The sequence below is a fragment of the Methylocucumis oryzae genome (genome assembly GCF_000963695.1).
In the GTDB taxonomy this organism is placed as follows: domain Bacteria; phylum Pseudomonadota; class Gammaproteobacteria; order Methylococcales; family Methylomonadaceae; genus Methylovulum; species Methylovulum oryzae.
The window spans coordinates 1-12,919 of record NZ_LAJX01000029.1; the positions used below are offsets into that span (position 1 = coordinate 1).

Genomic DNA, 12,919 nt, shown 5'->3' on the forward strand with positions numbered 1-12,919 from the left:
CCTACCCCAGCCCCAACGACAGCTAGTGTTGCAATCAACCAAGCGATTCTAACCGCAACACCAGAAGCCACAACGCCCGCAATAAAGCCGCTCCCGCATACGCTTCATAGCGGTAACCGCTGGCTGAAACTATCACCAGCAACAATTAAATCCGTCAATGATGCGATTGTTGCAGGCGACTCCGCTAAAACAGCTAACAAAGACTCTATTGACCTATTGCTAGCACCTAAAAAAGAACGCATTAGAACGGTTATTTATAAAATTAAATCTAACTCTGGCCAAACAAGCGTCGCAGCGGCACATATACCGAATCCTGACCTCACGCTGCCTAAACAAGAACTGCCGCCTAATCCAACTAAAAGTCAGCTTTTACTGAAAAAAATCATTGCTAAAAAACAAAACAGCGCACAAGCAACCACGGCAAAAACCGTCGATACCACACTTAACGCACCGAAACTTAATAAACAGCCTTATGAACGCGTACAAGCGCAATTAGCGTGGTACGCACAACATAGTGATTACTTAAGCCGGGTTGCTGAACGTGCAACACCTTATCTTTTCCATATTGTCGAAACATTGCGTAAACATCAGTTACCCATGGATTTAGCGTTACTACCGATTGTAGAAAGCGCTTATCAAGCCAACGCAGTATCGCCCAAAAGCGCTGCGGGTATATGGCAATTTATCCCGACAACCGGCTTAGATTTCGCGCTTAACCAAGACGAAGTCTTCGATGCCCGTTATGATATTCCAGCCTCTACCCGTGCTGCTGCCGAATTTTTAGGTCGATTAAACAAGCATTTTAACGGTGACTGGCTTTTATCATTAGCCGCCTACAATTGCGGACAAGCCACTGTTGATAACGCCATAGCCCATAATAAAGCCAACGGTTTAGCCACCGATTATTGGTCACTGACATTGCCCCAAGAAACCCAAGATTATGTCCCCAAATTTCTTGCGGTAACAGCTCTGTTCGCAAATCCAGAGCACTATAAGCTCAGATTACCCAAAGTTAAAAACGAACCTTATTTCATTACCGTCACGTTAAAAGACGAAGCTACGCTGAATTATTTAGCTAAACAACCATTAACGGTCGTTTCAGAATTATCTGGCATAAACCCTCAACACCTGTTAACGCTGAATCCAGGCTATCAAAAACAAGAATTCCCCGAACACAAACCCATACAACTGCATCTACCTATTGCCCAGGCTAACCAACTGCAACAACGCTTACAGCGCATACAACACCCAGAACTCAAGCAAGAAGCGATTGAATTAGTCAAGCAAGTCGATAGACCTAACTTCAACCCCTGGTCTAACGCCAATGACACGCAATTAGATTGGTTAGCAACCATCAATCCAAGCCTACCTTTTTTAAGTTTAGACACCGATAACCCTGTGTCACCCCTCAATACCGCCCCTAAAGATAAAGTGTCAGACCGTGGCGTTATCATTCACTATGTAGACGCTAACGAAACCCTTAGCTCTATTGCGATTAAATTCGGTGTTAGTGAAAAAAGCATACGCTCAGCCAATCAGATACCGGCAAAACAAACCCCCATGATAGGCCAAGAGCTAGTTATCCCAAACGAAAAACAAGCATCTATTTTATTTAACAAACCGGCTAAATTAGACGGTTAAACAAACTCAGGCTATGCTCTTTAGACGGGATAATGCCAAGTAGGGACAGGGCGTTTAGAGAGCAGGTGTTGGCAGCAGGGACGCTGCCACCAAGCCTACAGGGATGTATTTACGGCGTCCTGCGCTCTGAATGCCCTGTTCCTACTTAAGTTGGTAACCCAAACTCATGATGGCTTAATTGCTCAATAAACCAACGTAACACTTTCCCTTTATTCGTTGTTTTCCACGCCATATAAATCGACTCCGGTGCAATCGATTCTTGCACCGGTTTTTCTATCAATAGTTTTTGCTCCAACAAAGCTTGTACTCTATGTCTAGGCACAAAACCTACCCCCAAACCTAACTGTATTGCCGCCACTTTTTCGCCAATACTAGGTACACGCAACATAGGTTTTTTACCGAATAACCTGCAATTTAACGGCGCTTGTTGTCTTGAAGAATCTCTGACCACGACAAACCGATGCAAAGCCATTTGCTCCTGCAAGATAGGACTGTTGAATTCGGCAAGTGGATGATTAGGTGCGCAAACAAACACCCATTCGATTTGCTTAATTAATTGATATTTAATACTAGGGCCGCCCGCATGATTATGCATACCAATACCAATGACTAAATCAGCTCGGTTTAGCAGTATCGCCTCTAGTGTTCCACCTAATACTTCCTCATAAACGTTAATTTCTATATCAGGCATCAACTGATAAAAATTCGCGATATAAGGATAAATAAAATCTAGCTTAAGTAATGAATCTATCGCTAAGGTAAATACCGGTTCGTAGCCTTTATGGGTTTTTTTAGCGGTAATCGCCAAACGCTCGGTAGCCGCTAAAATTTCCCGTCCTTGCTCTAGCAACACCTTACCGGCATCGGTTAATACCGCCTTGCGGCCTACTTTTTTAAATAAAACAATATCCAAATCCTGCTCTAATTTTTGCACAGAATAGGAAATCGCCGACGGTACTTTATATAACTCATTCGCCGCCGCCGCAAAACTGCCTTTGCGATCAATCGCATCGATAACTTCCAGCGCTTCTAGCGAAATTAAATGTTTCATTTCAAATCCCTACTATTATCAATACGTTCGCCTAGAAATCAGGTAGCTTTGTCGGACTGCTAACGTAAGAGACATAGTCTGTAAAACCGTCCCAAATTAATAATGCCAAAAAGCACTAAACCTAAGAAAACTAAAGGCGGCTAGCCAAGCGATTATCGTTGAAATAGCCCTAAGTGGCAAACAAAGTGTCCGCAAAGCGTGTGCTTAAACACGCTGTAATGCTTGATAAATACAAGTCAGCTTTCTATTACGAAACTAAATATGTTGTTAATTTGGGTTTTAAATTAAAACCGCTTAGCGCTTTAATCCCGCTTTGCCTGGCCGAATAACACAGTTTTTGATGGGGATTGGTCCGATAAGTACACAACATATGGGTACCAAGCGTCGGTAGGTAACAGCTATGCCAACGCCCCAGTAAAATAAGGAACGCCGGAGAATCTCATTTTTAGCGGCTTATAGGCATAAAAGTGTTAAATAATTTATGAGCAGTTACTTATTAAGTTTCACGGTTTAATGAAGCAAGTCACTTTATGCAAATGACAGCTAGGAAATAAATATCACTTATCGCCTATGCTGGAGCGAAAACCGGCTTAACTTAAAACCTCGCGATAACCACTCATTAGCTCTTAAAAAACTAGTTTTAACAACCGCTTTTAATATAGCCACATTAAGAGTACCTTACATTTGAATAGTAATTTGCTCATCCCTAAATAAATTTCTGGCAATCAATTCAGCTTTTGCCTCCGTAGGATTTTCAGCAAAAAGGATAATCCGCAAATCTTGTATCGCCCGTGAAAAGCACACATATGCAAGATTAAGACTTTTTTTGCTTTTGGCCTTCTGTCGGTTCCTTCCCCACTGTTCTTGGTGTTAGCAATTTGGAAAAACTGTAATTATGCCAATTTGCTTCGGTATCATCAAAAACCACAAGTACTTTTTTAAACTCATCGCCTTTTACACCATGCTGAGTGCTGTAAGGCGTTAAATCAAGGATGAATTTTCGGTATGCGACAAGCTCATTAGCTTTATGCTTGAAAAACTCATCCATCAGCCAGTCGCCTTTTTCTAACCCATGTTCTACATCATCGTAAACCTCTGAACGGGGTTCTCTCTGAAGATGCTCGGCAAGCGTTTCTGAAAGGCGGACTAATCCATGCTGATTTGCTACGTTTAGAATTTCTTTGATGGTTTCGTTAGGCCAGATAGCAACTAAGGCTTTAATTGCTGTTTGAGCTTTTTCTGTCACAGTTTTAATAGTTAAGTCTTTACTAACACCTTCTGGATCAAGCAAGGGGCTGTGTTCACGCATAACTTGAATGATGGCTGCATGGTCATCAATTCTATGGGCTTCAATCAAAGGTATCAGAACATCGATGAATGGCTTTAGTGCAAAGTGTTCGCCTTCTTTAAATGAATCTTCGACGGTTTGTGAAGCGTAGTTTCCGGTGAATAATTGATTAAGTTTAGAAAAGCCAAGACGATGCGCGATCATCTGCCTAGTCAGAAACAGTTGTTTAATACCATCAGCGTTTTCCCATTGAAAATGGACAAGTGCCATGTCAAATTGTTTTAGTGCATTGGAAAGCTGGTCATCTGTATAAGTATTACGATTGCCATTGCCTGATTCAGCTTGTATCAGCCTGATTTCCACACTACCTGTTACATTGCTTGTGCCCGGCATCTGTTGTAAATCTGGACGGATAGCATTCAGCAGCTTAATGACTTCGGTTGAACAACGATAATTTTCGGTTTTTTTGATTAACTTATAATCAGATGGGCCATTGAATTGTCCTGCGCGTTTTTCATAAATCTGTTGCATTGGATCGCCAAAGTAACCAATGATTGGCAAACCCTCTTCCGAAGCAATTTGATTTAGTGCCTCCATGATATTGCCAAAGGTATCCTGCGATTCATCAATAAAAATATATGGAAACTTTTGCCCGATAATTTTTTGCAAATTAGGCAGTCGCAAAATCATCATCGAAACTAAATCAACTATATCATCGTGATTTAAACTACCTGTTGAATAATCCCGTCTTCCACTGTCGTCATAGTTAAATTTGGACACAAGATGGATGTGATTAAGGTCATGTTCTAATTTAGCCACTTGTTCACGGGCTTGCTTTGCTTTTTGGCTATTCCCTTTAGTATCTGCTTGTTTTTTTGAGATTCGCTTTGGAATAAGTTCATTTTTCAGCGTATTACAAATATCTGATTGATAATTTTCTACCAAACTCCACAAAAAACCGTGAATCGTTGACACGGCAAACAAATCATCTAAATTCGTCCGGCGTTTAATGTTTTCAACCGCAACATTTGTATAAGTGATACAAGCTATCTGTTGATTTGCAGCACGAAGCGATTTTCCATATTTACAGCGAATGTATTCTAATGCCTTTATTAAAGAACCTGTCTTGCCAGAGCCTGCACCAGCAACGACAGCAAAAATTTTTATGCAGATTAATACAAGCTTTTATTTTCAAGTCTGCAAGCGTGTCCTTATGAGTTTTCATGACACGACCTCTGAAAAGATTGCGGACTGTTTTTCCAATTCCAACAAATCACATAGCCATTTTAAGCCCTCAACTATGTAGGCTGGCGTAATCCATTCTTCATCTGTATTTATTTGTTCCAATGCAAATTCAACTTTTTTGTACTCTTTGGCTTTAACGGTTTCATATACTTTTTGGTAATCGACCTCAAAATCAGGGACTGTTTCTAAAGCAACAAAGGCGTTGATTTTTCCTTCTCGAACCTTACTTATATTTTCGTAAATAAAAGCCTCTTCAAAACGTTCTTGGAATCATTTTGGCGTCACTGCCATAATCTGGAACGGGGATTTCCTGCTGAAAAGTGACATATCTATTACATGTGTCTGAACATATTTTGTCTTTTGACGTTAACTTTATAAGCGATGAAATTTTCTTTTCTTCTTTTGTTGACTTCTCTTTAATGCCCAACAGAAGTGATTTTATAGACGCATTGCTAGTTACGGCGTTATCTTCATTTGCTCTGCAAGCACTATGGTTGTTATTTGGATCAACGGAATCTAAATCGGTAATAACGAGCGTTGGCAGCTTTATGAAATCCAATAATTCAGCAAACCGATGTGCATAAGCTCCGCCCAATTCAAGGATAGTCAAATACGCTGACTGAAGTTCAGGTGTTACCTTCTTTATCATTGTTGGCATAAGCAATCTCTCAACCGTGCCTTCAACAAGAATCGCAGCATCTGCAAAAAAGAGATCGCAATGGGTCAGTTTCAAATATTTTTTTAGGAATGTAATATTTTCAGGTACGGCCTCATTTTGAAAATTAGCAATATTAAAAATTTCGCTTGCAATAGCTTTAGGTTTAACTGAGTTTGTATCGTATTTGGAAGGTGAACGGCGAAAATAACGAATATATTGAAAATCAGCCTCGGCAACTATATGGGAAGAATGAGTGGTAATGACTAATTGTGCTAAATGGTCTTTTAAGTCTGTATCAGCAAGCTGGTTTTTCATTACCTCCCTGATTTTACGGATGAATGTCTGTTGGACTTGGGCGTGTAAATGGGCTTCCGGCTCTTCAACAAAAATCAATTGGCACCATGGACGATTGGTTTCTGTATTGACCCACTGAATTTGAAAGTGGGCAATTTGAATTGCCAGATAAATCAAGTTCTTAAACCCCAAACCGTTATAAGCTTCTGGAAGCTCATGGTTCGTTTCATTATCCAGATACGCAATAGCGGTATTACCACTCAGAGCTTTCTCTGGGCTGAGATTAGAAATAACCTTAAGCCCACGATCATTTAAACCTGGAAACCCCAAACCAGCGATAATTTTTATAAGCGGCTTAAATTCCGTTTCATAATGCTGTGTTAGTTCTTCGTTATTTTTATCAATTGCTTGAGCAGAATTTACGTTGTGATTGCGTTGGTTTAGATTATGCGTATAAAACGCTGTAAAAACAGATGATAACCGATTGCTCTGAGCAGAATCCTTGTCATCAATATTGCGCTGTGCGTCCACATAATCGACACGTAATAACATGGATAAACTTTTAGGCCCATTAATTTGCTTATCCATTAACGTTGCTCTTGGTGCCTCTGTATCGGAGAACCTCTCAAGGACAAAATATTTTAATGAAAAATACTTTGTTAAGTTATTGGATTGCGACAAAAAATGAGATAACGGCTTTTGGTTACCGCTTTTCGGGTATATTGCTAAATAAGCATTATGTAATTCGACTGGATCATCCACGGAGAAACATATCCTTATCCCTACTTCTGAATAATTTTCCTGTAATGTAGGTAATAAATGAGCAACTAGACCATAGTTGATTGATGGAGAGACCGTAAACCACAAATCAAGCTGAATGCTGGGGAGTTTTTCACTTAGTTCTTCTTCATCTGGATTAATCTCGGTCTGGCCAAATTTATCAATCTCAGCAATTAATGGGGAAGAAAAATCATGGATTTTAAAACCACGGTCACGCGATACAAAAAGCCTAAATGCGGCTGTAGCGGATGTTTTACCAGCATTGTTGGCACCCACAAAAATTGTTTCAGTTTCTTCAAGATTAATGGTTACATCTTCAAGACGGCGGAAATTGCGTAAGCAATATCGATTTAGATGCATAAAATTTCCTTTAGAATATTTATTGGCAAATGTTTGTGTAGTTTGAAAAACGATAAAACCATATACAAAGTCTAGCATTTAAGCATAGTTTATTTATAAAATACAAACTATTAACTAACAAACTACTGGGACAATCTGTATGCAACTTGATTTATCAGCGTTACAAAATGCAATAGCCAAGTTAGACGAAGCATTGGCGTTTTGTCATTCAGAATTAGCTAACAGCCGCCGCCGAAGAAATGACATTTAACGAGTTGATTCGACGAGGCTATGCACTAGGCCTGTTACAAGCAGAAATTTCAACCTGGCAAGCGTTTCGTAAAGATCGTGGTACAACTAGCCACACTTATGATGAAACTAAAGCCGCCGAAATTTTTTTGCCGCACTACCCACTTTCCTTAATGAAGCGCGCTTTTTGCTGCAACAAATTCAAACACGACAAGAAGGTACAGTGTGACCGCATCACTTGCGATTCGCCCACAAGACTTAGCGATTGTTAATAAGATTTTGCAACAAACGTTACCTAAAGAAGCCAACGTTTGGGTCTTCGGCTCGCGCGCTAAAGGCACAAATAGAAAAGCCTCCGATTTAGACCTAGCTATTGATGCAGGTCGTCCGTTAACACGCATAGAGCGATACGCACTACACGAGGCTTTTGACGAATCTAACTTACCTTATAACGTCGATTGTGTTGATTTATGCAGCGTCAGTGAGGCATTTAAAGCTATTGTTAACCAAGAAAAAGTTTTGTTGTCAACGACTACCCCTGTAAAAGCTTAGTTATCCAAGCCACAGCCCATCATCAGAACCATGTTATACTCACACCGTTAACGCCGTGGCTGACGGGTGAGTGCATAAGGTACGCGTAGCGTACCCTACGAAAGTCGGAACAGCGGTAGCAGCAGGAGTGCAAACCTGGGTTTGCACGAATACAAGCCAAGGCTTGTACTGCAATCACCTAGCTAGCCCCACTACCGCTATAACTAAACGTTGAGAGTAATTGATGGCTTCTTATGACGACAACAGCTTAGACGCTGTGATGCAACAACTGATAGATGCAGAATTAATTCAAGCCGCGCGCGCAACGCTAGCGGCAGACGCGTTATTAAAGCCAAAGCCTAATCCCGCTTCACATTGTAGCTTAGGGGCTTGCGAACAAAGCCAAGCCCCGCTTTCGCCAAGCCACAAGGATGTGGTAAATGCAGAAAACGCATGGAGCGGTTTTTCTGCAACCGGTTCAGAACACCTAACGGAGTTTACTGCCTCGGTGGTCGAGATTGCCGCAACGGTGTTAAAAATCCCACTAGAGCGTATTGATCCTTATGAGAATATGGCGCGTTATGGCGTCGATTCCATCTTAGTGACAGAGATTATTAAACGCATTGCCGAGCTGTTAGACCGCCCCATCGCGCCGACGATTTTTTTTGAAGCTAAGCATTTACACGAACTGGCTGAAATTTTATACCAGCGTTTTCAAGCCTCGGTGTTAAAGCGCTATACCACAACGCCAAGCCAGACCGAACCAGTCGTTACGCATCAAGCACCGACTGAGCCAGACCCATTAGACCAAGAAGTACAATCTTGGCTAGACCGTTTTCAAGCTATTAGTAGCACCGGGCAAACGATTAGCGTCACGCCTGCCATTCATACCGAAGTTAATAGCAGCCTTTCTTATCCCACTGATTCCAGCCTTCACGATAACGAAACCCCAGCCCATTTAGCACCGCCAACCCACGCCGAAACGCTTTATCCACCCATTGCAATTATCGCCATGTCGGGCAGTTTTTGCCCAAAGCCAGACATTAGCCGAGTTCGAGCAGCATTTACAGAGCGGTGACGATTGTATGAGCGAAGTCCCTACCGAGCGTTGGGATTGGCGTTCGGTGTTTGGCGACCCAAAAACCGGTGAGTTTAGCAATGTCAAATATGGCGGTTTTATCCCTCACATAGACCAATTTGACCCGCAGTTTTTTGGCATGTCGCTAGAGAAGCGGAGTTAATGGATCCGCAGCATAGGCTATTTATAGAATGCGTTTGGCAGTTACTAGAAACAGCGGGCTACGCACCCGAATCGTTTTCGGGCAAAAAAAGTCGGTTTGTTTTTAGGTATTAATCTACAAGACTATGCACATTTAATCGACCGTGCCGGTGCGATAGAAGCGCTACATTTAACCAGTTTAGGGCATATGTTTTGTCCTAACCGAATCTCGTTTTTACTCAATATTCACGGGCCTAGCCAAGTCATTGATACGGCGTGTTCCAGCTCGCTAGTGGCTTTGCACAGGGCGGCGTTGAGCATTCAGCATGAAGGCTGTGAATACGCGATTGCCGGTGGTGCTAATTTAATGATTACGCCGGATATGCATATTATGTATAGCAAAGTCGGCATGATTTGTGAGGATGGTCGCTGTAAGACCTTTGCGAATACCGCCAATGGTTATGCGCGCGGCGATGGTATAGGCGCAGTGTTATTAAAACCCTTAGCTCAAGCAGAAGCCGATGGCGATACGATTATAGGCGTGTTGCGCGCCTCGGCAGAAAACCACGGCGGCTTGTCAACCTCACTCACCGCGCCTAACCCTAAAGCGCAAGCGCATTTAATCGTTGAAACGCAACGCTTAGCCGGTATCGATCCGCGCACGATAGGTTTTATCGAGTGTCATGGCACCGGTACGCCATTAGGCGACCCTATTGAAATCAATGGCTTAAAAATGGCCTTTACTGAGCATTTACAGCATTTAGGCGTAGCGTTTAATGGCCAAGCCTTTTGCGGCCTAGGCTCAGTAAAATCGAATATCGGTCATGCCGAAACCGCCGCCGGCATTGCGGGCGTGATTAAAACGCTGTTGTCGTTACAACATAAAACGCTTATATCAAAGCTTACATTGTGAGACGTTAAATCCGTTATTAGAGCTAGAACACAGTCCGTTTTATATTTTGCAACAAGGCTGCGACTGGCTTAAACCGGTTATCGATGGCGTTGAATATCCGCGCCGCGCTGGGGTTAGCTCGTTTGGTGCCGGTGGCTCCAATGCGCATGTGATTATCGAAGAGTATAGCGCCGAACCGTTACCCGTTATGAATGACGGCAAGCATGTAGTGGTGTTATCGGCTAAAACAGCTAATGCATTAAATGCACAGATTAAGCAGTTATACGAGTATTTAACCCAAACTAATCGGGATAATCTTCGCTTAATCGACTTGGCCTATACCTTACAAGTGGGCCGTAGCGAGTACGCTTATCGCTGGGCTACCGTCGTCAACAGCTTAGAACAATTAAGCCACGCGCTGAATGCTAGCTTGACCAATCACACGGCTGGCTACGCGATTTTCCAAGGCCAACGCCCAAAAACCAGCCCAACAGACACGCTATTAACCTTAACACCTCCTGACTCGCCTGAGTATTTAACTTCTTTGGCGCAACGCTGGGTACAAGGTATTCCGGTTGCTTGGCAAAGTTTGTACAGCAATGTTAACCCAAAACCTAGACGCATACCGTTACCGACTTACCCCTTTAATCATAAACGCTATTGGTTGCCTGACCTGTCATTAAGCCATAACCGTCATGCGCTTAAGTCAACGTCATGGCTACACCCGCTATTACAACAAAATACCTCACGCGTCGGCGAACTGCGCTTTAGCAGTCAATTTTCTGGTCATGAATGTTTTTTCACTGACCATGTGATAGCAAACGCCAACGTATTACCCGGTGTGGCCTACTTAGAAATGGCTAGAGCGGGTTATGTGTTAGCGGTTAATAATAGCCAACCCGTACCAGTACGCATTAAAAACACAGTGTGGATTAGCCCTTACCGCTTTAGCGCGAATGCCGCACCGTTACACATTAGCTTATTCACCGATATGGAGGATAGCTTACGTTTTCAAATTTATTCTGAAAACTCAGCCGATACTGAACGCGTGTTACATGGTCAAGGCGTGATCACATCATTAACGCCATGCCAGCCTGAAACGCTAGATTTAACCGCATTAATCTCAGGTTTTGACAGCACGCCGTTATCAAAATCTGTGTGCTATCAAGTATTTCAAACGTTAGGATTAAACTATGGCGCAACCCATCAAAGCATAGACTGGCTGTATTATCGTCAAGGCGACGCACCCGACGTACTCGCTAAACTCAGTCTTCCCAGCGCTATTCCATCGGATTTATCAGGATTTTATTGGCATCCAGGCGTCTTCGATGGCGTGTTACAAACCACGCTAGGCATGTTATTTGCGACAGGCCAGCTTAGCCCGGAACTGGATTTAACTGCGTTAACGGGCTTACCGGCTTCGCTGCCATTTGCGTTAACCGAGTTAGAGATACTCGCGCCTATGCCTAACGAGCTATGGGTTTGGTTACGGCGCACACCAGGCCATGCGGATAACGTTAATGTGCAAAAATTCGATATGGATGCTATTGATGAACAAGGCCAAGTTTGTCTGCGTCTGCGCGGATTTTCTTCACGCGTTATCAGCAATACCGATACTCGCGTAAACCAACCGGCAATGCTTGCTAATGAACACAGTCATCAGTTGTTGCTGTGCGCACCAGACTGGCAAACCGTTACATTAAACCAACCGATTACACCGCCAACGCTTACCCGACATCTCGTCTTATTATTAGGTTTTGCACCTGACCTAGCGCTCAACGGCTTAACAAGCTCAGCCACGCTAAAGCAACTAAAAACCGCAACAGGCTCACCCGCTGAAATGTATTTAGCGTATGCGTTAAATCTGTTTGCAGAAATTAAAACCTTAATGAGCCATGACCAACCTGGGACGCATTTATTACAACTGATTATTTACGAACCTGAACAAGCCTCACTTTATCGCGGTTTAACGGGTTTGTTGCAATCAGCCGCCAGAGAATACCCCAAATTACGTTGTCAATTGATTAGCTTGACCCAAACGCTGAGTACATCAAATTTAGCGGCGTTGATTCATCAAACACAAGCTCATTTTGAATACAGCCAGTTAGTATTTAATGGTCAGTCGTATCAAACCTTAAGCTGGCAACCGGCAACAACTCACCCTCCTGAGCACATTGCCTATCAAACCGGTGGTGTATATTTAATTACAGGTGGCGCCGGTGGTTTAGGTTTGTTATTCGCTGAAGCGATTGCTAATGCCGTACAACCGGTAACATTGGTGTTATTAGGCCGTTCGCCTTTAAGCAGTGCACAACACGCCAAAATATCGGCTATTGAACAAACAGGCGCTAAACTCATTTATCGCCAAGCCAATCTCGCTGATGCGGCGGCGCTCAAGGCCGCCATCACCGATCTTAACCAGTTAAATGGGGTGTTACATTGCGCCGGGGTGTTACGCGATAATTTTATTGCGCGTAAAACCGAAGCTGAATTTAACGCCGTGTTTGCAGCTAAAGTGCAAGGCACGCTTAACCTAGATTTAGCCACCGCTGACTATGATTTAGATTTTTTTGTGCTGTTTTCATCGGTCGCGAGTAGCTTAGGCAGCGCGGGACAAGCTGATTATGCTGCTGCCAATGGCTTTTTAGACGCATACGCAGCTATCGCCAACGCCTAGTCGCCAATGGTCAACGGCGTGGTAAATCGCTAGCCATTAACTGGCCGTTATGGCA

At 43.0% G+C, this 12,919-nt stretch carries 9 protein-coding genes and 2 pseudogenes; 8 read left to right on the top strand and 3 right to left on the bottom strand.

Annotated features, from left to right (window positions below; all coding sequences use genetic code 11):
• Positions 1–1,641 (top strand): transglycosylase SLT domain-containing protein (locus VZ94_RS22180; protein WP_052700194.1); only part of this gene is annotated, 1,641 nt, incomplete at its 5' end.
• Positions 1,642–1,786: 145 nt separating this feature from the next.
• Here the strand turns inward: VZ94_RS22180 and VZ94_RS03930 are convergent.
• The 3 genes from VZ94_RS03930 to VZ94_RS03940 form a co-directional block, all read right to left on the bottom strand.
• Positions 1,787–2,692: a LysR substrate-binding domain-containing protein gene (locus VZ94_RS03930; protein WP_045778245.1), complete on the bottom strand. Its 906-nt coding sequence runs from the start codon at positions 2,690–2,692 to the stop codon at positions 1,787–1,789.
• An 814-nt stretch (positions 2,693–3,506) separates the two neighbouring features.
• Positions 3,507–5,153, bottom strand: a complete 1,647-nt coding sequence (locus VZ94_RS03935; RefSeq protein WP_082081360.1) for a UvrD-helicase domain-containing protein — start codon at positions 5,151–5,153, stop codon at positions 3,507–3,509.
• A 325-nt stretch (positions 5,154–5,478) separates the two neighbouring features.
• On the bottom strand, positions 5,479–7,395 hold the full coding sequence (locus VZ94_RS03940; RefSeq protein WP_052700197.1) for an ATP-dependent nuclease: 1,917 nt from the start codon (positions 7,393–7,395) through the stop codon (positions 5,479–5,481).
• Between the two features lie 161 nt (positions 7,396–7,556).
• On the opposite strand from VZ94_RS03940, the gene VZ94_RS32645 reads away from it, so the two are divergent.
• The 7 genes and pseudogenes from VZ94_RS32645 to VZ94_RS22195 all read left to right on the top strand — a co-directional run bounded on the left by VZ94_RS32645 (position 7,557) and on the right by VZ94_RS22195 (position 12,864).
• Positions 7,557–7,817, top strand: coding sequence for a nucleotidyltransferase substrate binding protein (locus VZ94_RS32645; RefSeq protein WP_082081361.1), 261 nt, complete (start codon positions 7,557–7,559; stop codon positions 7,815–7,817).
• On the top strand, positions 7,771–8,097 hold the full coding sequence (locus VZ94_RS03945) for a nucleotidyltransferase family protein (RefSeq protein ID WP_045778246.1): 327 nt from the start codon (positions 7,771–7,773) through the stop codon (positions 8,095–8,097). The genes VZ94_RS32645 and VZ94_RS03945 overlap by 47 nt, the downstream gene beginning before the upstream one ends.
• Positions 8,098–8,320: 223 nt before the next feature.
• Positions 8,321–9,154, top strand: coding sequence for an acyl carrier protein (locus VZ94_RS03950; RefSeq protein WP_045778247.1), 834 nt, complete (start codon positions 8,321–8,323; stop codon positions 9,152–9,154).
• A pseudogene (locus tag VZ94_RS32650) lies at positions 9,075–9,430 on the top strand (beta-ketoacyl synthase N-terminal-like domain-containing protein). The gene VZ94_RS03950 and the pseudogene VZ94_RS32650 overlap by 80 nt, the downstream one beginning before the upstream one ends.
• A pseudogene (locus VZ94_RS30165) lies at positions 9,396–9,797 on the top strand (beta-ketoacyl [acyl carrier protein] synthase domain-containing protein); the annotation flags it as partial. The pseudogenes VZ94_RS32650 and VZ94_RS30165, both read left to right, overlap by 35 nt.
• A 39-nt stretch (positions 9,798–9,836) precedes the next feature.
• Positions 9,837–10,208: a polyketide synthase gene (locus VZ94_RS27940; protein ID WP_239649626.1), complete on the top strand. Its 372-nt coding sequence runs from the start codon at positions 9,837–9,839 to the stop codon at positions 10,206–10,208.
• Between the two features lie 46 nt (positions 10,209–10,254).
• Positions 10,255–12,864, top strand: coding sequence for an SDR family oxidoreductase (locus VZ94_RS22195; RefSeq protein WP_052700199.1), 2,610 nt, complete (start codon positions 10,255–10,257; stop codon positions 12,862–12,864).
• The last annotated feature ends 55 nt before the right edge of the window (positions 12,865–12,919 follow it).

Coding starts and splice junctions, on each gene's coding strand:
- VZ94_RS03930 (WP_045778245.1), bottom strand. CDS start 2,692: ATGAAACATTTAATTTCGCTAGAAGCGCTGGAAGTTATCGATGCGATT.
- VZ94_RS03940 (WP_052700197.1), bottom strand. CDS start 7,395: ATGCTAGACTTTGTATATGGTTTTATCGTTTTTCAAACTACACAAACA.
- VZ94_RS32645 (WP_082081361.1), top strand. CDS start 7,557: ATGACATTTAACGAGTTGATTCGACGAGGCTATGCACTAGGCCTGTTA.
- VZ94_RS03950 (WP_045778247.1), top strand. CDS start 8,321: ATGGCTTCTTATGACGACAACAGCTTAGACGCTGTGATGCAACAACTG.